Genomic DNA, 20517 nt, shown 5'->3' with positions numbered 1-20517 from the left:
TCAGGGGTTCAACGGCGGCAGTGCCGGCATTGCGCGTGCGCGCCGGGCCTTGTGGTACTGCTGCCGCGCGCTTTGCAGGTCACGGGCCAGTGCGCTGCCGGCGGGTGCTGTTTTTCCCTGGCCGAATAGCGCCGTGCCCAGGTGGTCGAGGGTACTGGCAAGTTCCGCATTCCCGTAACGCAACGCGAACGCCCGGCTTGGCATGGGCGGCTGTAAATGCTCGCTCCAGGCCAGCAACGCGCGGTAGGCCGCTACGTTGTCGTTGGCCCGCAAGGCGCGCTGCAGTACCTTGAAGGCATGGGCTTCGCTCGCTAACCGGCGTTTGTGCCAAGTTTGCCAAGCGGGCTGCAGCAGCCGTCGCCACACGCGCCAGAGGGCGCCAACCAGCAGGCCGGCCAGGGCGACCGCGACGAGCGACCGCCAGCTCAGCGCCTCACCACTGTCATCCGCGGCTGTGCTGTCCGCGGGAGTTGGGCCGCTTACGCTGAACCTTGCGCCCTCGGCGGTCACCTGTTCCACGCTGCCACTCTCGGTATTCCAGTAGCTCAGAGTGACCGGCGGGACCTCGAATTCTCCGCCCGCTTCGAATACCAGCGTGACTTTTTCGCTGCGTGTGGCGGGCGGGCCATCGGCTGTACGCGGGCGGTCCGCATACACGGTGGCGCCCTCGAAGCGCAGGGCAGGTGCCAGTGGGGGCAGGAAGATGGCGGGCAAGCCGTCCAGTTCGGCGCGGTATTCCAGGGTGACGGCATCGCCGCTTGCGAGGCTGCCGGTGTCGCCACTGATGTCCACACTGAGCCGCAGAGCGGGCCCCGCCAGATACGGCGAGAGAGACTCGGCTCCCGCGGGCACCACGGCGCTGAAGCGCACGTCGGGTAGCGGCACCGCCATGCGGGTGGGTGCGGCGCCGGGGTTGGCATAGCTGACACCCAGTTCGGCACCGTCAATGCGGTAGTCGGCGGCTTGCAGCGGATAAATGCGGAAGCTGCGCACAATGCCCGACCAATTCTCGCCGTTGATGGTGCGGCTGGTAGGGAAGGAGCTGTCGGGGGGGCGCTGGGTGACGGTGTTGGCGAGCTCGAAATCCGGGTACGCCGGCGGCTGCGCAAACCAGGTGGGCACCAGCACGGTCACCTGCAGTTCCAGCGCTTCGCCCACCCGCACCTGTTCCGGGGTGACGGTCACTTCCACCACGGGCTGTACCTGGGCAAAGCCATTGGTGCTCAGCAGAGCGAGCCAGCACGCGGCGAGCAGACGTTTCATGGGGCCTCCCTCCGGCTCTGTTCCAGCGCGAAGCGGGTGCGCAGGAAGTCGGCGGTGTCGGTATTCACCGAGCGCATCCATTTTTCCGCGGATTCCAGCCCGATGGTGCTTTCCCGAGTGATTTCCATGTCGCGGCCGCGCTCATCTTCGTTGTCGAATACGTAGTCGTCGGCGCTGAGCTCGGATTCGTCCTCGGTGTCGCTGTCTTCGCGCAGTTGCTCAATGTAATGGGAAATATACCGCGCCAGGGCGAGGTTATCGGCAGCTTCCTGCCAGCCCGGCGCCGCGGCGACCGCCAGTTCAAAGGCGCGGATGGCATTGCGGTAGTCACGGGCTTTTATCAGGGCGTTGCCGCGGTTGTAGAATCCGGTGGCGTCCGGGACGCGTGCAAAGAGCTCTGCGGACTGTTCGTACTGCCCGGCGTGGTAAGCCGCGGTGGCTTTCCGGCCCGGGCTTTCAAAACGTTCGAGTGCGCTTTGCCAGTCGTTTCGGTTCATCGCCAGTTGGCCTTGCTGGTCGCGGGTCAGCCACAGGTCGACGAAGGCGGCTTCACGGCTGGCCAGCCAGGCCAGCGTCAGCGCGGTGAACAGCGTCACCAGCGCCAGCTGCAGGGATGCCCGCTGCCACCATGGCGGGTGTGGGTTGTGGCTCATCGCAACACCCAGCCACGGCGAAAGCCGTAGAGCACCAGCAGCAGAGCGGGCCACAGCAACAACCAGCCTTCGTCGTGCCATTCGGCGTCCGGATCTTCCGCCTGTAGCAGGTTGGATTCAATCAGGCGCAGCAAGCGGCGTATGTCACCGTCACCGGGCTCGCTGCGCACCAGGGTCATGCCGGTTTCGCGGCCTACCCGGGCCAACAGGTCACCGTCGATGGCGGTTTGCAGGGCGCCGCCAGCGGGCCCGAGCACCGGTTTGCCATCCGGCAGCAGCGCCACCCCACCGGCATCGGTGCCCACGACCAGTGCGGCCACCGCCGGCGCTGACGGGTTGGCCGTGAAGCTCGCCAGGGCGGGGATGTCTGCGCTGTCAAAGCCATCGCCAATGAACAGCAGGGTACCGATTTGGGCGCTCTCGCCGAGCAGGTCCAGTGCCAGCGGCAGCGCTGCCACGCTGTTGGTGCCCTGGCGAGGCATGATGGCCGGGTCCAGGCTTTCCAGAAAGCCAGCCAGGATCGCGCTGTCGGTGGTGGGCGGCACTACGATATGCGCGGAGCCGGCATACACAATCAGCGCCGTGCGCGCACCGGTGCGCGCGGCCACCAGGTCCAGCGCCTTGAAGCGGGCGCGCTCCAGCCGGCTGGGTGTGAGGTCGTTGCTGCGCATGGAATCGGTGACCTCCATGGCGATAACCAGCGGCGCTGTTTCCTCGAACCAGGGCGCTACCTGCTGGCGCCAGGCGGGGCCCGCAGCAGCCAGGGCCAGTAGCAGCAGTGCCAGCGCGAAGCTGTCCAGGGCCGTAACGCGTGTCTGGGTGGTGTGCTTGATGGTGAGCGCGCTGCGCAGGTGCGGTGCAACCAGGTTGCCGAAGGCGTGCTCGGGGCTGCGGCGGTTGCGCAGCAGCCACCAGATGCCGGCTACGGCGGGCACTGCAAATAGCCACAGTGGGCGCAGGAAATGCAGGTGCTCAATCATGCGCTGTGCCTCTGCCGGTTAAACAGCAGGAGGGCCAGTGCCGTGAGGCCGAGGAGCAGTGCAGCGCTTGCAGGCCAGGCTACCAGCGAATACCGCGGTCGCCAGGATTCCGTGTTGACCTCGGCGGCGGTGGCTTCATCAATGCGCTGGTACACCGCAGCCAGCGCCGATTCGTCTTCGGCGTTGAAGAATTCCCCACCTGTGCGTTCGGCGATTTCCGCCAACAAGCCGAAGTCGACCCGGTCTTCCCCCGTGGCCTGCGGGTCGCCGATACCGATGGTGTAGATCTCCAGGCCGTTGCGCGCGGCGATGGCGGCGGCGTTGATGGGTGTCATACGGCTGGCGGTGTCGTTGCCGTCGGTGAGCAGAATGAGAATGCGCTCATCCAGGGTGCTCGACTCGAAGGCGTGGATGGCGAGGCCGATGGCATCGCCCAGCGCGGTCTGTGGCCCGGCCATGGCCACCGCCATCAGGTCCATCAGCTGGCTTGCCGTGGCCAGGTCGCGGGTGAAGGGCAGCTGTATATAGGCTTTGTCGCCGAAGACAATCAGCCCCACGCGGTCGGCCTGACGGGCGGCAATGAAATCCGTCACCACCTGCTGCACGGCCTGGTGGCGGGAAATGGGCTCGCCGTCGAGGCCGGGAAAGTCCCGGTAATCCATTGAGCCGGAGAGGTCGATCGCCAGCATGATGTCGCGGGCAACCTCCGTGCGCACGATCGGCTCGCCCACCCAGGTGGGGCGCATCAGTGCCAACACCAGCAGCAACCAGGTCAGCCAGAGTACAAACGCCTGCAGGCGCCTGCGACGGCGCACAACGGCTCCCGTGCCCGGCTCGACGCCGGAGGCGGCCACGATGTCGGCAAAAAAGGGTACCCGCAGCGCGTTGGCGCGTTCCCGGTGTGGCGGCAGCCCCCACCAGAGCAGCAGGGGCAGGGGCAGGGCCAGCACGCCCCAGCTGAAGCCCAGTTCAAACACGGTGTACCTCGATCCAGCGGCGTGCGGCCGCGATCAGCTGGGGGTCGCTGACAGGTGGGACATAGGCGGCCTGTGCCAGCGCGCTTGCGGCGGCTCGCACCTCGGGGTGGTTGCCGCTGCTGCGGCAGAGGAAATCCGCCCAGGCGGCACCTTGCAGGGCGGCGACGTCATGACGTGGATAGGCCCCCAGTGCGGTGCGTTTCAGCAGCACGGCGACGGCCTGGCTCGCGGCGGCCTCCTGCCGCGCCAACGCATCCAGTGCGCGCAGCGCTTCACGCCGGTAACGGTTGGCCCGGTAGGATGCCATCCGGTGCGCAAGGGCAATCAGGCCCAGCGCCAGCAGCCCGCCCGCCAAGACCCACCAGCCGGCGGTGGCGGGCAGCAGGGGCACGGGCTCCGGAGGCACAATGCCGTGTAGCAGGTCGATGAGTTGCGACAGCGATAACCCGTCGTACTGGCTCATGCGCGGCTCCGGGCCGGGCGCCGCTGATCCAGTAGCTGGCGGATCTGGGGCAGTGTGCTGTGCGCCGCATTCAGGGGCAGAACCGACAGGTTGATTTCGCGCTGCCAGTTGCGGATGGTCTGCAGCCGCTGGCGGGTGAAGCCCCCCACGGCTTGCAGTGTGGCACTGTGGCTGAGGTCGATTTCCGCCTGCAAATGGCCGTCGCCAAGTACCGTGGGCTCTCCCTGCGCCAGGCCCTGCTCGGCCAGCGGGTCGTGCACCAGCATGAGTAACACATCGTTGTGCGCGGCAATGGTCGCCAGGCGCTTGCGTGTGGTTTCATTGGCCCCGGCAAAGTCGCTCAATATGACCACGAGGTGGTCGTGGCGGGCCAGCCGCGCCACCGGCCGCAGCACATCGTTCAAGCGGTCGGCGCTCTCGTCCACGCGCTTTGCCGCGTGCAGTGCGCCGTTGTAATCGGCCATTGCCTGCAGCAGCGCGAACACGGTGCGCCGGCTACGGCGCGGCGCAAACTCCGCTTGCGTGCTGTCATCGAACACGATGCCACCCACGCGATCCCCGGCGCCCAGCACGCCGAAGGCGGCGATGGCCGCCGCCTCCACTGCGGTGACCGACTTCATATTGAGGGTGGAGCCGAAAAACATGGACATGCGCTGGTCAACCACCAGCAGTGCAGGGCGGTCGCGTTCCTCGGTGTACACCCGCACATGCGGTCTGCCCGTGCGTGCGGTGGCCTTCCAGTCGATGGACCGCACGTCGTCACCGGGCAGGTAGTCGCGCATTTCCTCGAAGTTGAGGCCGCGTCCGCGCAGGCGCGAGGCGTGTTGGCCATTGAGCACGCTACGCGCGGGCTGGCGCGGGAGGAAGCTGAGTTGTTCCGCGGCGCCCTGCAGATTGCGCAAGTGCTCGAGAGAGACGTGGATGCGGGGGTCGTCGCGCATGGCCGGGCGCCGCTAGGGCAGTGCCACCTCGGCCAACAGTGTGTCGATGACCTTGTCGGCGTTCATGCGCTCACCGTGTGCTTCATAGGACAGCATCAGCCGGTGCCGCAAGCAGTCGTGGACAATGGCGCGGATGTCTTCAGGGTCGAGGTAGTCGCGCCCGCGCAGCCAGGCGTGGGTGCGGCCGCATTTGTCCAAAGCGATGGAAGCCCGTGGGCTCGCCCCCACCTCGATCCAGCGTGCCACGTCGGCCGAGTACTTCTCGGGCGTGCGAGTGGCATAGACGAGATCGGCCATGTAGCGCTTCATCGGCGCCGACACATGCACCTCGGCAATTTCCCGTCGCGCATCGAACACGGCCTGTTGCGGAATACGCGCGGGCTTTTCGGCGGCGCTGTCCTGATCTGTGGCTACCTGAGCCCGCTGCTCTTCGATACGCACCAGGTCGACGATGCGTATTTCGTCTTCCACTGGCGGGTAGACGATATTGACGTGCATGAGGAAGCGGTCCATTTGCGCCTCGGGCAGCGGGTAGGTGCCCTCCTGTTCCACCGGGTTCTGTGTCGCCATCACCATGAACAGCGGCGGCATGCTGTGCGTCTTGCCGGCCACCGTGACCTGACGTTCTTCCATGGCCTCGAGCATGGCGGCCTGTACCTTGGCCGGTGCGCGGTTGATTTCGTCGCCGAGCACGATGTTGGCGAAGATGGGGCCGGGCTCGAAGCGGAAGTCCCCGCGGTTGCCGTCCTGGTAGTAGACCTCAGTGCCGGTGACATCGGAAGGGAGCAGGTCGGGTGTGAACTGGATGCGGCTGAAGTCGGCTTCCAGGTGTTCGGCGAGAGCCTTGATGGCGCGGGTCTTGGCCAGGCCCGGCAGGCCCTCCACCAGCAGGTTGCCATTCGCCAGCAGCCCTATCAACAGCCGCTCGATGACGGCCTCCTGGCCAATAATGGACTCCTGCATGCGCGAGCGGAGCTCGTTGATACGTTCTTTCGACATGCGTGACAACCTGAGTCCGTTAGGGGCATCCGTATGTTGCCAGCGTTGGCGAGGCCCGACAATGGCTCCTGACAGCCCAGCGGGGTTACTGCTTGACGTTGTCCCGAATGATGCGCTGCTTTTGTCGGTCCCAGTCGCGTTCTTTTTCCGTGTCGCGTTTGTCGTGGCCTTTCTTGCCTTCCGCCAGTGCGATGCGCGCCTTGACCAGATGGCCCTTCCAGTACAGTTGGGTGCACACACAGGTCAGGCCTTTCTGGCTGGTTGCTGCCAGAATCTTGGCCAGTTCCTTGCGGTGCAGGAGCAGCCTGCGGGTACGGGTGGGGTCGCTCACGAAGTGCGTGGACACGGTGTCCAGCGGCGTGATCTGCGTACCCAGCAGCCAGGCTTCGCCGTCTTTCATCAGCACGTAGGAATCGGTGAGCTGGCATTTGCCCATCCGCAGGCTCTTGACCTCCCAGCCCTCCAGCGCCACGCCGGCTTCATAACTGTCGAGCAGGTGGTAGTCGAAGGTCGCGCGCTTGTTGCGTGCGATCACATTGTCGTTTTTTGCTGGCTTCTTCTTACTCATGCCGCGCATTATACGGACAAGCCCGCACACTGGAACGTGAATTTGGCTCTTTTCACCGCCCGCCCTCTGGTACACTCCAAGCCTATGATTAGAAGGAAGTTTTTCCGGTGAGTTCGAGTGTGGGGAATCCGCTGGGGGAGTGGCGCTCACGGATGACGTTTGTGCTGTCGCTGGCCTGCGCCACGGTGGGTATGGGGAGCATATGGCGGTTCTCCTACCTGAGTGGCGAGTACGGAGGCGGCCCCTTTGTGGTCGCCTATGTCGTATTTCTGCTGCTGCTGGGTGTGCCCCTGCTGATCGCCGAGCTGGTGCTTGGACGGCAGGGCATGGGCAGTGTGGTGGAGTCGATCAACCGGGCCGTGGACCGCTCGCGTCTGCGCCCTGCGTGGCGCGTGTTGCCGTGGTTCATCTGCGCTACCGGGGTGCTGCTGCTGGCGTTGTATGTGGTGGTTGCCGGCTGGGCTCTGGTGTACGCGGCGGCCATGTATGCAGGCAGCTTCAATGCCGCGAGCATGTTCAACGCCGGGCAGTATTTTGCAGCACTGGTGGAGGACGGCGACCGCATGTTGCTGGGGCAGACGGTGTTTCTCGTCTGCGCCGTGACTGTTGTGGGAGCGGGTGTACGCCGCGGCATTGGTTTTCTCGCGTGGTTGGTGGTGCCCACCCTGCTGGCGGGCCTGGTGTTGCTGGTGCAGTACAGCCTGGCTAATGGCAATGCATCGGCGGCGGGCAAGTTCCTGTTTTCCGTGCAGTGGCTGGACTTCAACGCCGAGGCAGTACTGATGGCGCTGGGCCAGGCTTTCTTCACCCTCGGGGTTGGCGTAGGCACGGGTATCAGCTACGGCAGTTACGCGCCCGTGCGTGCGCCCCTTGGGCGCTCAGTGTTGGCTGTGGCGCTGTTCGATACCCTGGTCGCCATCGCCATGGGTCTGGCGATATTTCCGCTGGTGTTTGCCAGCCATCTACTGCCCTCCATGGGCCCCGGCCTCATGTTCATCAGCCTGCCCTACGCTTTCGGCAATATGCTCAATGGTGAGGTGTTCGGGGCGTTGTTCTTCGCGCTGGTGGCACTGGTGGCGCTGGGTTCTGCCATCGCCATCCTGGAGCCGGTGACCGGTGCTATCAAGCAGCGCTTCGGACTGCGTCGGGTGACCTCGGCGGTTATTGTGGGCGCCGTGGTGTGGTTGCTGGCCTACGCGGCGGCGGCGACGCTGGCACCGAGCAGCCGCGGCACGGCGCCGGACCTGTTTCGCCACATGGACCAGCTGGCGGGCGGGGTGTTGTTGCCGCTGGCAGCGCTGGGCACCGCGTTGCTGGTGGGTTGGCGACTGGGCCGGCCGCTGCTGCGGGCTCAGCTGTACCGCGAAAGCCCGCAGTTTTTTTCGCTCTGGTACTTCCTGTTGCGGTATATTGCGCCGCTGGGCATCTTGCTGGTCATGGCAAGTGCCCTGTTAACCGAGTAAACCCGGGGCGGTGCCAGGCCGCCACCCCTGAAAGAGATCGCGATGACCCGAATCTACCGCCATGCCTTGTTGCCCTATGCAGACCGGCAGCTGTTTGAGCTGGTGAATGATATCGAGGCTTACCCCGAATTCATGGAAGGCTGTGTGGGTTCCCGCGTGCTGCGGCGCGAGGCGGATGTGGTGGAAGCGCGTCTCGATCTCGCGCGCGGCGGCATTACGCAAAGCTTCAGCACCCGCAACCGTCTGCAGGCACCGCAGTACATCACATTGGAACTGCTCGATGGCCCTTTTGATTATTTCCAGGGCAACTGGGAGTTTCGAGGTCTGGGCAATAGCGCCTGCAAGGTCACGCTGGACCTTGAGTTCAGCACCAGCAGCCTGCTGGTGGGTGCGGCAGTGAGCCGTTTGTTTGACAGCGTCACCAACAGCCTGGTGGACGCGATTGGGCGCCGCGCGCGGCAACTTTACGGCTAGGACAAGATGAGCGAGACAGCAATGATCCAGGTTGAAGTGGCCTATGCGCTGCCCGAGAGGCAGGCCATCATTCCATTGACGGTCGCCGAGGGTACCACGGCACTGGAAGCTGCACGGCGTTCGGGGGTGGTCGAGCGTTTTGAGGGGCTCGATCTGGACGACGCCCGCCTGGGCATATTCGGGAAGTTAGTGGCCGCTGACCAGGCACTGCACGCGGGCGACAGGGTGGAGATCTATCGGCCGCTGAAGGCCGACCCCAAGGAGGTGCGCAAGGCGCGCGCAGCGCGGGTCAAGGAACGGCGTCAGGAAGACGCGGGCTGAGTCGCTATTCGCTTGCTGCGCTGGCGGCATCAGTCGACGTAGCCGCCGCCCATTGTGGCAGGTAGTCGCCCGTGACGGTTGCCAGACTGTCGCCCTCGAAGTGGATACTGACCGTGGCTTCCCGAATCACATCGTTGCCATTGCGCAGCAGGTACGGGTAGTCCCAGCGTTCGGCGTTGAAGCTGTCTTCCACCAGCGGGGTACCGAGGATGAAACGCACTTGACGTTGGCTCATGCCCGGTTGCAGTTGGTCTATCATATCCTGGGTGACGATGTTGCCCTGCTCGATGTCGATACGGTATACCCCGGGGAATCCGAAATTGCCGCAGGCCGTGAGCGAGGCCAGTGCCAGTGCCAGGAAAAGGCTGCGCATGGGCTTTAACTTCCACTTGTCATGATGGGGTGGCATCATACCCGTCCAGACCTGTACAGAGAACCCCCGAAGCCATGCCGACTGACAATCAGGAATTGCGTAATGCCGGCCTCAAGGTCACGCTGCCGCGGGTCAAAATCCTGCAGATCCTGGAGGCCACCAGCGAGACCAGCGAGCACCTGAGCGCGGAAGATGTCTACCAGAAGCTGCGTGATGCGGGTGAAGACGTGGGCCTGGCCACGGTGTATCGCGTGCTGACGCAGTTCGAAACGGCCGGCCTCGTCAACCGCCACAACTTTGAAACCGGGCACTCGGTATTCGAGCTGGATACCGGTGAACATCATGACCATATGGTGTGCATGACCACGGGTGCCGTCATCGAGTTCAACGATCCGGTGATCGAGCGTCGTCAAAAGGAAATCGCTGCCGAACACGGTTTCGAGATAGTAGACCACTCACTGGTGCTTTACGTGCGGGAAAAGCGCAGCTGAGCCCCACCTGAGCGGCTTTTGTCGCGTTTTTCCCCCCGCTTTGCCATGCCATGACGCGCTTTTAATAAAAATACACTTGTGTGTAGTTTTCTCCGAACGTATATTCTTGCGTCAGCCATTTGGCAGAGGAGCAAAATATGCAGGCAGTCAGCGAAACCCAACAGCCCATAGAGGAGCTGTTCAATCCGGCGTCCGAGGAGTATCTGAAGACGGCGTCCAGTCAGTATCTGGCACTAGCCCAGCGCGGCCGTCTGGTCTGGTACGCGCCCTGGCAGGCCTGGATCATGACCCGCATGCCCGACATCATGGAATGCTGGCGCAATGAATACCTGTCCTCTGACTTCTACGATTGGGAGTTCGCGCCGCCGCGTCCCTCCGAGGATCAATGGAGCAATTACGAGCGCGCGATGATCGGCCACAGCATGCTTGCCGATCACGATCACCACCGGCTGGTGCGCCGTGTTGTTTCTCCGGCATTTTCGCGCAACGTGGTTGACGAGATCCAGCGTCGTATCAAGCCCGATGTAGAGAAGCTGATTGGTGAATTGGCTGATCTAGAGAGCTTCGACTACATCGAAAAGGTCGCCAACCATATCCCCTTCATCTCCATCAGCCGCATGGTCGGTTTGCCCGAGAAGTACTGGCCTGAAATCAAGCAGGTAGTGCTTACCTTCACCGAGGCCTGGAACCCCACCCTGAGCGATGAACGCCGCGAAGCCGCGCGTCAGGACAGCAACCGTGCGATTGAGATTCTGCAGCGTGTGATTGCAGAACGACGTGCTAACCCGGGTGCCGACGACTTCCTCAGCGTGCTGCTGAAAATCGAGGAGGAGAACGAGAATTTCGGCGAGTGGGATATCATCACGCTGGTGCTGGCGTTGATTGGTGCCGGCGCAGACACCACGCTGGTGGCGCAGCAATGGACACTGTACGCCCTGCTCAAGCACCGGGACCAGATTCCTGCGGCGCTGGAGTCGCCGGATGCCTTCTCCAACACCTTCAGCGAAGTGATGCGCTGGTCAATCTCGTCGAAGATGGGTTTTGCGCGCTATGCACCGGAGGACATGGACGTCCTCGGCCAGAAGGTGACCAAGGGGCAGATGGTGTTGATGATGCCGCACCTCAAGGATCACGACCCAGAGTACTACACCGATCCCGAGCGCTTCGACGTCAAGCGCGAATTCAACCCCGATGTGCTGTTTGGCTACGGTCCTCGCTACTGCATTGGTGCTGCCATGGCGAAGCGTCAGCTGTACCTGACCATGGTGGAGCTGTTCAAGCAGTTCCCGGACCTGGAGCTCGATGGCGAGCCGGAGAAAGACAATACCGACCACAATGCGGTGGTGTTCCGCGAACTGCGTGTTCGCACCAATATCCGCAAATAAGACGAGGAGAAGACGATGACCAAGCGTTATGACAAGGCAATCCCCTTCGGCTGGTACGCGATTGACTACAGCGATAGCCTGAAGGCGGGCGACGTGCGCCCCGTGGAGTATTTTGGCCGTGAGCTGGTGCTGTTTCGCACCGAATCCGGTGAAGCATCGTTGCTGGGTGCGCATTGCCCCCACCTCGGCGCACACCTGGGGTATGGCGGTATTGTGAAAGGGGAGTCTATCAGCTGTCCTTTTCACGCCTGGGAATTCAACGGCGAAGGCCAGTGCACGTCAGTGCCCTATGCCAAGCGTATTCCGCCGAAAGTGGAAGGCAAGGAGTGTGTGCCGAGCTACCCGGTGATGGAGCGCAACCAGATGATCTGGGCCTGGTACCACCCCAAGGGCGAGGCACCGCTGTTCGACATCGACGATGTCCCAGAGCTGCAGTCCGATGAGTGGACGCCACTCGACACCTACGATTGGAAAATCAACACCATCATCCAGGAAACCGGTGAAAACGCCGCTGACATGGCCCACTTCATTACGGTACATGGCAACCCCGGCATGCCCCAGGGTACGGTGGAAATGGAAGGTCCGCGCCGCGTGACCGATTTTGATTCAGAAGCCCAGAGCATTGATGAGCAGGGCAATGTCGACATGAGCGGCGAAAATCATGACGCCATTCACCTGCACTCGGTAGGTGTTGGTCCTGGTTTCACATTCCAGCGCTTCTCGCGCATGTTTGATGTGGTGATGATGGGTACGGTAACTCCCATCAATGACCAGACCGTGCACCTGCGGTTCAATTTTTCCGTGCCGCGCAAGCAGTCTGAAGACAATGCCATGATGGCGACCGGTACCGTGCACGAGATTGTGCGCCAGGTGGAGCAGGATATCCCGATCTGGGAGCACAAAGTGTATCTGGATGATCCGGCGCTGTGCGACGGTGACGGCCCCATCGCCAAATACCGCAAATGGTTCCAGCAGTTTTATGCCTGAGCCCCCGGGCTCAGGAAAGCAGGCACACCGAAAGCACTCATAACAGAGGATAACGAGTATGAACGAGAAACTTGCCACCACGCCCGGCGATCACTACAACTGGCCGATGCTGAAGATCCGCTATCTGACGGATCCGGCCAAGCTGGCCGCGGTGCTGCCCCCGGGCTTTGAGCCCGGTAGCCGCCCCGAAGTGACGCTGACGGTGTACAACGTGCCGGTAAACGGCGAGCCGGAGCAGGGCCTTTTGACCACGGTGCTGTGCAACTACAAGGGCCAGGAAGGCCAGTTCGCGCTGGGCTATGCGATCGACAAGGAAGCGGAAATCTTCATCAGCCAGGAGAAGTTCGGCCAGCCCAAGTACCCGGCCGAAATCAAGTATTACCGTCTGGGTGAAGAAGTGGGTGCGCGCGTAACGCACCAGAACTACACCTTCCTTGAGTACTACGGAAAAGTGACGGACACGCAGGACAACGGGCCCAAGTTTGATGAGCACGAGTTCTGGGTGAAATACTCACGTGCTGCCTCCTACGTCAAGACTGGCTTTGATTTCCCACCGCATGTGGTCAACGTGGTAAGCAACTACGGTACCGCGCAAAAGCTGAAAGTAGAAGGCGACCTGATCCTGCGTGACAGCCCGTGGGACCCGCTCACCGAGCGCCTGCCGCCGGTTTCCAAGCCTGACGTGTCGCTGTGGACACCCGAGTTCCTCGGCCGCAGTGTCGACCTGGGTGATCCGCTGGACGCCGATGCGTTTGAGCCTTGGGCCAACACGATTGGCAACTCACGTTGGCTCGGCGTCAACGGTGGTCCGCTGAAGAGCTGATTGCCCTTTGGCGTTGCCCCCCGGGCCGCTGGCGTTCGCCCGCGGCCTTTTCTTTTTTTCAGTGCAGAGGAATATCCAATCATGCAGGATTTCAATAACAAGGTGGTGGTGATCACCGGTGGTGCCAGTGGCATCGGCAAGGCCCTGGGTCGCTCTTTTCTCGCCGCAGGGGCCAAAGTGGTGCTGTCTGACGTTGAGCGCGGCGCGCTGGAAGCTACCCGCGATGAGCTGGCGGCGAACGGCGGTACGGTGCGGGCCATCGTCACCGACGTGTCCAAGCCCGACTCGGTGAATGCCCTGGCTGACGCCGTGTTCGACGAGTTTGGTGCCTGTCACGTACTGTGCAACAACGCCGGCGTGAGCGTCACCAACACCAACGTCTGGGATACCACGCCGAACGATTGGCAATGGGTTCTGGGTGTGAATGTGCGTGGCATAGCGCACGGTGTGCAGGCCTTCGTGCCGCGCATGCTGGCATCGGGCGAGGAAGGGGTGGTGATGAATACCTCTTCCGGTGATGGCGGTATTTCACCGCTGGCGGATCAGTCGGTGTATGCCTCGAGCAAGGCGGGTGTCTCCATCATGACCGAATGCCTGAACGCCCAGCTGGTTGGCCAGGAAACCAAGCTTCGAGCCTGCATTTTCTACCCTTCCGGCGGCATTCTGCCCACGGGTATCTGGACCACACGGCGCAACCGCCCCGAGGAGCTGGCGCGAGAAAAGCCGGTGCCTGAGGGCGGGGAAATGACCTTTGATGAATTCATGCAGGGCATGAAGGAAATCGGCGTCGACCTGCCGGTGCAGGACCTCGATGAGCTGGCGGAATTTGCCCTCGACGGCCTGCGCAAGCAGGACTTCGTGATCATGATTGGCCGCGAAACCATGGAAGAAACACTGGTGGAGCGTGCCCGCAAGCTGGCTCGCGGTGAGTGTCCGATTTCGCACGGCCTGCACGGCTAAGCGACCCTCCTGTGCCGGGTGCCTCGGCGCCCGGCAGGCACCGGCTGGCGCCTAGCCTTGTGCGGCGCCCGTCACCTGCAGCTGCGCCCGCTCGCGCACCACGCTGTTGCAGAGAAAAGCCATCAGCTCGTCGTAGCGGCGGGCCGCGTCGTAGTCGGGGTTGTGCAGGTGGTTGAGGATCACCGTGTCGATCATGCCTACGGTCATTTCGGCACAAAACTCTGGCGACAAAGCGTCTTTCAGGTCATCAATGCTGGCGGCATACAGCCGCAAGAAGTTCTCGTTCATTACCGACAGCAGGGTTGCACCGCTGGCAAGGCTGTTGCCGATGCTGGCGATAGAATAACGCGCCAGCTCGTGCTCAAGGTCAGAGGCCCGACAAAGTTGCTGTTTCTGCGCTTTCAGGACATGCGTAATGCGTTCATCCAGCCGCGTAAACCGTTCCAGCGCTGCATCCACCGAGCCCCTGACCAACTCCAGCGTCCGGTTCACACAAATATCGAACAGCAGATCGTGGCGCGTTCCGTAATAGTTGTAGAAGGTTTTACGGGAGATGCCTGAGCGTTCGCAAATGGCATCAATGGTCATGTCGTCAATGCCGTGCTCGGCGATCAAGGCCAGCGCTTCATCGATGATGCGCACGCGTTGCGCCTGCTTTTTGCGTTCCCTGAGGCTTGTGCGGGGTACTGGGCTGGTCAAAATAGGCGTCTTTTTTTAGCGTGTGGAGCTTCCGTAGCAGGATCTACCATACACCACAAGCCGCGCCCCGCGCCAGCGTCAGGCGTCTTCTGCATCGCGGAGCATTTCCCTGGCGTGCTCCAGAGAGCGCTCGGTGAGTTTCACGCCGCCCAGCATCCGGGCAATTTCCTGCGCCCGCTGGTCGTCTTCAAGCGCTGCCAGACGGGCCCAAGCTGCCGTCTTGTCGGAGGTCTTGCTGACCAGCAGGTGCCGGTGCCCCTGCGAGGCCACCTGCGCCAGGTGGGTGACGCAGAGAACCTGTGCCTCGCGCGCCAGCCCACGCAGCAGCCGCCCGACCACTTCGGCCACCGCGCCGCCGATACCCACGTCGACTTCATCAAATACCATGCTTGGCAGTGTGCCCCCCTTGGCAGTGACCACCTGAATAGCCAGGCTGATACGCGACAGCTCGCCGCCGGAGGCAATCTTCCCCAGTGGCTGTGGGGCGGCCCCCGGGTTGGTGCTGATCAGGAACTCAATGTCCTCTGCGCCGTGGGGATGAGGGGCATCGGACTCGCGGGGGGTAAGTGCGATGGCAAAGCGGCAATCTGCCATGGCCAGTGTGTGCAGGATGTCGGCCGTTTTGGCAATGAGGCTCTTGGCGGCTTTGGTCCGCCCCTTGCTCAGCTTGGCGGCATCTTTGCGGTAGGCCTCGGCGAGGGCCTCCAGCTCCTGCTGCAGCGCTTCGATGCGCTGCCCACCCTGTGCCAGCCCCGCCAATTCCTCCTGCAACCCGGCCTGCAGCTCCAGCAGTTGTGGCGGCTTGATGCGGTGTTTGCGCGCCACATCGTGCAGTTGTTCAAGGCGTTTTTCCACCTGCGCGAGCCGCTGTGGGTCAATTTCGATAGAGTCGATATGGCGCTGGATCTCGCGGTGTGCCTCGTCAAGTTGTATCGCCGCTGAGTCCAGCAGGCTGAGGGCGTTGTCGGCGGTTTTGCTGCTGCCGGCGGCACTGCGCATCAACTGCAGGGCGTGGCGCGCTGCGCTGGCCTGTTCTTCGCAAATCTCCAGCGCCTGATGGGCACCCTTCAGTACATCTTCCGCATTGGCCAGCAGGCTCTGGTCGCGCTCCAGTTCCTCCAGCTCCCCTGCGCGCAGTCCCAGCTGCTCCAGCTCGTCTACCTGGTAGGCCAGCAGTTGGGCGCGCGCGGCGGCTTCGTCGCGGTTGTCGGTGAGTGCCGCCAGCTCGCGCTGGCCGCGCAGCCAGTCCGAGGCGCACTGTTCCACCTGGCGCGCCAGTGTCTGCTGGCCAGCGAACGTGTCCAGCATCGCGCGCTGTACCGGTTTGCGCAGCAGCGACTGGTGCGCGTGCTGGCTGTGGATGTCGATCAGCAGTTCGCCGAGTTCGGCGCAGTCCTGCAGGGTGGAAGCACTGCCATTGATGTAGGCGCGCGAGCGCCCCTCGGCGGTGACCACGCGGCGCAGCAGGCATTCGTTATCGTGCGCCAGGTCGCGGGCCAGCAGCCATGCGGCCGCAGGCGCGTTGCCGGCGATGTCGAAGGTGGCGGTCACCTCCGCCCGTTCGCTGCCGGCGCGCACGGCCTTGGGGTCGGCCCGGTCGCCCAGGCACAGGCCCAGAGCATCGAGCATGATGGACTTGCCGGCACCGGTTTCCCCTGTGATGACGGTCATGCCGCCATGGAATTCCATGTCGAGGGTGTCGACAATGGTGTACGCGCTGATATGGATGTGGGTGAGCATGATGAACCGCTTGCTGTTTGTGCTGTTATACCGCAGATCTGTTGCGGCATAAACATCCGCAGCGGTCATTGCTTTGTATTCCCGGGGCACTGTGATACAACCGGGTCCACAGGCTTACAGGATGGGGTATGAACTCAGCGGATTTGTCCGAGCGCGCGCGGACCATACTCAAGGCTCTGGTGGAGCGGCACATACGCGACGGGCAGCCGGTGGGGTCGCGCAGCCTGCTGGAAGAGGCGGGGCTGGCGGTGAGCGCCGCGACCGTACGCAACGTTATGTCGGAGCTGGAAGAACGCGGCCTGTTGCATTCACCCCATACGTCGGCCGGCCGGGTGCCCACCGCCCAGGGTTATCGCCTGTTTGTGGATCGTTTGCTGCAGGTGCAGCCCCTGGACGAGCGGGCTATCGTGTCGCTACGGGAGCAGCTGCACCCGGACAAGTCCACGACAGAGCTGGTGCAATCCGCCTCATCGCTGCTCTCCGCCATTACAGCGCAGGCCGGCCTGGTGACCGTGCCGCGGCCCGAGACGCACCAGCTGCGCCAGGTCGAGTTCCTGCCCCTGTCCGGTGACCGCGTACTGGTGATTCTGGTCGTCAATGAGCGCGAGGTGCAGAACCGCATCATCCACACCCAGCGGCCGTTTACCGAAGCCGAGCTGCGCGAGGCCGCGGCACTGGTCAACCAGCGTTTCGCGGGCCAGCCCCTGAGCGCGGTGCAGGATCGTATTCTGGCGGAAATGGAGGACGCCCGCAGCCGTATCGACAGCTACCTGCAGGCGGCGCTGGATCTGGCGAGCAAGGCCCTCAACCAAGAGGCCCCGGAAGAAGAATACCTGATGGCCGGCGAGTCCCGCCTGCTTGGCCATGTCAGCCCCGAGGATGTGGGGCGACTGCGCGAGCTGTTCGATGCGTTCGAGCGCAAGAAGGACCTGTTGCACCTGCTGGAGCGGTGTACCCGCGCCAACGGGGTGCAGATTTTCATCGGGAACGAGGCCGGCTACGAAGTATTCGGCGACTACAGCGTCGTCACAGCGCCCTACACGGACGGTGCCCGCACACTCGGTGTGCTGGGCGTGATCGGGCCCACGCGCATGCCCTATGAGCGGGTTATCCCGGTTGTGGACATTACCGCGCGCATGCTGAGCTCCGCCCTGTCCAGCTGAACGCAGCCACCGGCACAGGGTGGCCTTGAAATTTCCCTAAAGCGTCCCAACATCGTTCCAGACCGCAGCGAATCGGCGCGCAAGCGCTGTGCCTGTGCAATTCACAATGCCAGTGATGGAGTCCAGACGTGGCTGAGAACGAGCAGAACAAACCAGAATCTGAAGCCGGCGACAGCGGTGTCTCGCGGCAGGCAGCCGAGGCGGCAGCGTACGCGGAAACGGCAGCCTCCACCGAATCTGACGCGGGCCCGGGTGGCGAAGAGGTTACCCCGGAAGCGCTGATGGCAACCCTGGAGGAAGACCTGAATGCGGCCCGCGATGCGGCGTTGCGCGCGCAGGCGGATGCCCAGAACATCAAGCGCCGCGCCGAGCAGGATGTGGAAAAGGCGCGCAAGTTCGCCCTTGAGTCCTTCTGCAAGGAGCTGCTGCCCGTGGTGGATAACCTGGAACGGGCGCTGGCCGTCACCGTCGGGCACGATGACTCGGTGAAGCCGATTGTCGATGGCCTGGAGCTGACCCTGAAGAGCTTTGCCGACGCCCTGCGCAAGTTCCACATCGAGCCGGTTGACCCCGAAGGCGAGCCCTTTGATCCGCAGCTGCACCAGGCGATGAGCCTGGTCGAAAATGCAGACGTGGAGCCGAATACGGTGATTGCGGTGATGCAAAAAGGCTACACGCTGAATGCGCGCCTGGTGCGGCCTGCCATGGTCATGGTCAGCAAGGCGCCTGCTGCGCAGTAAAAACGGCGTCGGCCCCTTGAAATTGTTGGTTCAGCGCCAATATAGACAGCAAGTGAATACTGCAGCCGGCCGTGCCGGCGCAAATTAGGAGATGAACACATGGGCAAGATAATCGGTATCGACCTGGGTACCACCAACTCCTGCGTCGCGGTGCTCGAAGGGGGCAAGTCGCGCGTGATCGAGAATTCCGAAGGCGATCGCACCACGCCGTCGATTGTGGCCTACACCCAGGATGGCGAAATTCTGGTCGGGCAGAGCGCCAAGCGCCAGTCCGTCACCAACCCCCACAACACGCTGTACGCCGTGAAGCGCCTGATTGGACGCAAGTTCAAGGACGACGTGGTACAGAAAGACATTAAGATGGTGCCCTACAAGATCGTTGAAGCCGATAATGGCGATGCCTGGGTGCAGGCCAAGGACGAGAAAATGGCGCCGCCGCAGGTCTCCGCCGAGGTACTGCGCAAAATGAAGCGCACGGCCGAGGAATACCTGGGCGAGGCGGTTACCGAAGCGGTGATCACGGTGCCGGCGTATTTCAACGACTCCCAGCGCCAGGCAACCAAGGACGCCGGACGTATTGCCGGCCTGGAAGTGAAGCGCATCATCAACGAGCCGACCGCAGCGGCGCTCGCCTACGGCATGGACAAGGCCCAGGGTGATCGCACGATTGCCGTATACGACCTCGGTGGCGGTACCTTCGACATCTCCATCATCGAGATTGCCGAAGTCGATGGCGAGCACCAGTTCGAAGTGCTGTCGACCAACGGTGACACCTTCCTCGGCGGCGAGGACTTCGACCTGCGCCTGATTGAATACCTCGCGGCGGAGTTCAAGAAGGAAAGCGGCATCGACCTGCACAACGACCCGTTGGCGCTGCAACGCCTGAAGGAAGCGGCGGAGAAAGCCAAGATCGAGTTGTCTTCCAGCCAGCAAACGGAAGTGAACCTGCCCTACATCACAGCCGATGCCACAGGCCCCAAACACCTGGTGGTCAAGCTGTCGCGCTCCAAGCTGGAGTCGCTGGTTGAAGAGCTGGTCAAGCGCTCCATGGAGCCGGTGAAGGTGGCGTTGCAGGACGCCGGCCTGAGCCCCAGCGAAATCAACGATGTGATTCTGGTGGGCGGTCAGACCCGCATGCCGATGGTGCAGAAGGCGGTGGCAGATTTCTTCGGCAAGGAGCCGCGCAAGGACGTCAACCCGGACGAAGCGGTTGCCATGGGCGCTGCCATCCAGGGCGCGGTACTGTCTGGCGACGTCAAGGATGTGTTGCTGCTGGACGTGACCCCGCTGACGCTGGGTATCGAGACGATGGGCGGTGTTGCCACCCCCTTGATCGAGAAAAACACGACCATTCCCACCAAGAAGTCGCAGGTGTTCTCGACGGCAGACGACAACCAGACCGCGGTGACCATTCACGTGGTGCAAGGTGAGCGCAAGCAGGCGTCCCAGAACAAGTCGCTGGGCCGCTTTGACCTGGCGGACATTCCGCCGGCGCCCCGCGGCATGCCGCAGATCGAGGTGACGTTTGACCTCGATGCCAACGGCATCCTCAATGTGTCGGCCAAGGACAAGGCAACCGGCAAGGAGCAATCCATTCGCATCACTGCGTCAGGCGGCCTGAGCGAGGAGGATATCGAGAAGATGGTGGCGGATGCCGAGGCTAACGCCGATGCCGATGCGCGCTTCGAAGAGCTCATTGCTGCGCGCAATAGCTGTGATGGCCTGGTGCACGCTGCGCGTAAAACGCTCGAAGAGGCCGGTGATAACGCCACCGCGGACGAAAAGGCCGCTATCGAGTCGGCGATCAGCGAGGCGGAGGAAGCCCTCAAGGCGAACGAGAAGGATGCCATTGAGGCCGCTGCAGCCAAGCTGACCGAAGCCACCGGCCCGGTCGCACAGAAAATGTACCAGGCGCAGGCGGAAGCCGCGCAGGGTGCCGAGGCCGAGGGTGCGGAGCAGTCCACAACGGGCGATGAAGCGGTCGACGCCGAGTTCGAAGAAGTGAAGGACGACAAGAAGTAGGCGTTAACGCTTCCTGTCACCCGGGGCGCTGC

22 protein-coding genes are annotated in these 20517 nt (G+C 63.0%); 11 read left to right on the top strand and 11 right to left on the bottom strand.

Annotated elements, in window-relative coordinates; genetic code table 11:
- The 8 genes from EGJ68_RS15565 to smpB form a co-directional block, all read right to left on the bottom strand.
- Positions 1 to 1263, bottom strand: coding sequence for a BatD family protein (locus EGJ68_RS15565; RefSeq protein WP_158283703.1), 1263 nt, complete (start codon positions 1261 to 1263; stop codon positions 1 to 3).
- The gene (locus EGJ68_RS18170; protein WP_158283702.1) at positions 1260 to 1916 is read right to left on the bottom strand and encodes a tetratricopeptide repeat protein; all 657 of its coding nucleotides are present in this window, start codon (positions 1914 to 1916) and stop codon (positions 1260 to 1262) included. Before EGJ68_RS18170 ends, EGJ68_RS15565 begins: the two co-directional genes overlap by 4 nt.
- The gene (locus tag EGJ68_RS15555) at positions 1913 to 2896 is read right to left on the bottom strand and encodes a VWA domain-containing protein (RefSeq protein WP_123035479.1); all 984 of its coding nucleotides are present in this window, start codon (positions 2894 to 2896) and stop codon (positions 1913 to 1915) included. Before EGJ68_RS15555 ends, EGJ68_RS18170 begins: the two co-directional genes overlap by 4 nt.
- Positions 2893 to 3873 (bottom strand): VWA domain-containing protein, encoded by a 981-nt coding sequence (locus tag EGJ68_RS15550; RefSeq protein ID WP_123035478.1) that lies wholly within the window; start codon positions 3871 to 3873, stop codon positions 2893 to 2895. Before EGJ68_RS15550 ends, EGJ68_RS15555 begins: the two co-directional genes overlap by 4 nt.
- Positions 3866 to 4336: a DUF4381 domain-containing protein gene (locus tag EGJ68_RS15545; protein ID WP_123035477.1), complete on the bottom strand. Its 471-nt coding sequence runs from the start codon at positions 4334 to 4336 to the stop codon at positions 3866 to 3868. The genes EGJ68_RS15550 and EGJ68_RS15545 overlap by 8 nt, the downstream gene beginning before the upstream one ends.
- A complete protein-coding gene (locus EGJ68_RS15540) occupies positions 4333 to 5277 on the bottom strand; it encodes a DUF58 domain-containing protein (protein ID WP_123035476.1) in 945 nt (314 codons plus the stop codon). The genes EGJ68_RS15545 and EGJ68_RS15540 overlap by 4 nt, the downstream gene beginning before the upstream one ends.
- Before the next feature lie 12 nt (positions 5278 to 5289).
- The gene (locus EGJ68_RS15535; protein WP_123035475.1) at positions 5290 to 6276 is read right to left on the bottom strand and encodes an AAA family ATPase; all 987 of its coding nucleotides are present in this window, start codon (positions 6274 to 6276) and stop codon (positions 5290 to 5292) included.
- Positions 6277 to 6361: 85 nt separating this feature from the next.
- Positions 6362 to 6844 (bottom strand): SsrA-binding protein SmpB, encoded by a 483-nt coding sequence (smpB, locus tag EGJ68_RS15530; RefSeq protein ID WP_027949592.1) that lies wholly within the window; start codon positions 6842 to 6844, stop codon positions 6362 to 6364.
- 107 nt (positions 6845 to 6951) lie between these two features.
- On the opposite strand from smpB, the gene EGJ68_RS15525 reads away from it, so the two are divergent.
- From EGJ68_RS15525 to EGJ68_RS15515, 3 genes are read left to right on the top strand one after another with little or no spacing between them, the layout of a single operon-like run.
- The gene (locus EGJ68_RS15525) at positions 6952 to 8307 is read left to right on the top strand and encodes a sodium-dependent transporter (protein WP_158283701.1); all 1356 of its coding nucleotides are present in this window, start codon (positions 6952 to 6954) and stop codon (positions 8305 to 8307) included.
- A gap of 42 nt (positions 8308 to 8349) precedes the next feature.
- Positions 8350 to 8781 carry a type II toxin-antitoxin system RatA family toxin gene (locus tag EGJ68_RS15520; RefSeq protein ID WP_027949594.1) on the top strand — a complete coding sequence of 144 codons (432 nt, stop codon included), beginning with the start codon at positions 8350 to 8352 and terminating at the stop codon, positions 8779 to 8781.
- A 6-nt stretch (positions 8782 to 8787) separates the two neighbouring features.
- Positions 8788 to 9102: an RnfH family protein gene (locus EGJ68_RS15515; RefSeq protein ID WP_123035473.1), complete on the top strand. Its 315-nt coding sequence runs from the start codon at positions 8788 to 8790 to the stop codon at positions 9100 to 9102.
- Between the two features lie 4 nt (positions 9103 to 9106).
- Here EGJ68_RS15515 and EGJ68_RS15510 read toward each other — a convergent pair whose 3' ends face one another.
- Positions 9107 to 9475 (bottom strand): outer membrane protein assembly factor BamE, encoded by a 369-nt coding sequence (locus EGJ68_RS15510; RefSeq protein ID WP_123035472.1) that lies wholly within the window; start codon positions 9473 to 9475, stop codon positions 9107 to 9109.
- Positions 9476 to 9549: 74 nt separating this feature from the next.
- Here EGJ68_RS15510 and fur point away from each other — a divergent pair, with 74 nt between their 5' ends.
- From fur to EGJ68_RS15485, 5 genes are all read left to right on the top strand, one after another.
- Entirely contained in the window at positions 9550 to 9966 is a 417-nt protein-coding gene (gene fur / locus EGJ68_RS15505) for a ferric iron uptake transcriptional regulator (protein ID WP_123035471.1), read from the top strand.
- A gap of 137 nt (positions 9967 to 10103) precedes the next feature.
- Positions 10104 to 11351 (top strand): cytochrome P450, encoded by a 1248-nt coding sequence (locus EGJ68_RS15500; RefSeq protein WP_123035470.1) that lies wholly within the window; start codon positions 10104 to 10106, stop codon positions 11349 to 11351.
- A gap of 15 nt (positions 11352 to 11366) precedes the next feature.
- The gene (locus EGJ68_RS15495) at positions 11367 to 12338 is read left to right on the top strand and encodes a Rieske 2Fe-2S domain-containing protein (protein WP_123035469.1); all 972 of its coding nucleotides are present in this window, start codon (positions 11367 to 11369) and stop codon (positions 12336 to 12338) included.
- A 58-nt stretch (positions 12339 to 12396) separates the two neighbouring features.
- On the top strand, positions 12397 to 13161 hold the full coding sequence (locus tag EGJ68_RS15490) for an acetoacetate decarboxylase family protein (RefSeq protein WP_123035468.1): 765 nt from the start codon (positions 12397 to 12399) through the stop codon (positions 13159 to 13161).
- Positions 13162 to 13242: 81 nt separating this feature from the next.
- Positions 13243 to 14121, top strand: a complete 879-nt coding sequence (locus EGJ68_RS15485; RefSeq protein WP_123035467.1) for an SDR family NAD(P)-dependent oxidoreductase — start codon at positions 13243 to 13245, stop codon at positions 14119 to 14121.
- Positions 14122 to 14172: 51 nt separating this feature from the next.
- On the opposite strand, the gene EGJ68_RS15480 is transcribed toward EGJ68_RS15485, so the two are convergent.
- Positions 14173 to 14763 (bottom strand): TetR/AcrR family transcriptional regulator, encoded by a 591-nt coding sequence (locus EGJ68_RS15480; protein WP_158283700.1) that lies wholly within the window; start codon positions 14761 to 14763, stop codon positions 14173 to 14175.
- A gap of 135 nt (positions 14764 to 14898) precedes the next feature.
- A complete protein-coding gene (gene recN, locus EGJ68_RS15475) occupies positions 14899 to 16629 on the bottom strand; it encodes a DNA repair protein RecN (protein ID WP_332888891.1) in 1731 nt (576 codons plus the stop codon).
- A gap of 59 nt (positions 16630 to 16688) precedes the next feature.
- Here recN and hrcA point away from each other — a divergent pair, with 59 nt between their 5' ends.
- The 3 genes from hrcA (at position 16689) to dnaK (ending at position 20485) form a co-directional block, all read left to right on the top strand.
- Entirely contained in the window at positions 16689 to 17723 is a 1035-nt protein-coding gene (hrcA, locus tag EGJ68_RS15470; protein ID WP_123035465.1) for a heat-inducible transcriptional repressor HrcA, read from the top strand.
- Between the two features lie 128 nt (positions 17724 to 17851).
- Positions 17852 to 18463 (top strand): nucleotide exchange factor GrpE, encoded by a 612-nt coding sequence (gene grpE / locus EGJ68_RS15465; protein ID WP_123035464.1) that lies wholly within the window; start codon positions 17852 to 17854, stop codon positions 18461 to 18463.
- 99 nt (positions 18464 to 18562) lie between these two features.
- Positions 18563 to 20485: a molecular chaperone DnaK gene (gene dnaK, locus EGJ68_RS15460; protein WP_027949603.1), complete on the top strand. Its 1923-nt coding sequence runs from the start codon at positions 18563 to 18565 to the stop codon at positions 20483 to 20485.
- Positions 20486 to 20517: the final 32 nt, after the last annotated feature.

It is taken from the genome of Haliea alexandrii (assembly GCF_003719295.1).
Lineage (GTDB): Bacteria > Pseudomonadota > Gammaproteobacteria > Pseudomonadales > Halieaceae > Haliea > Haliea alexandrii.
Note: the sequence above shows the minus strand (reverse complement) of the source record. Positions and strands in the feature narration are given on the sequence as shown.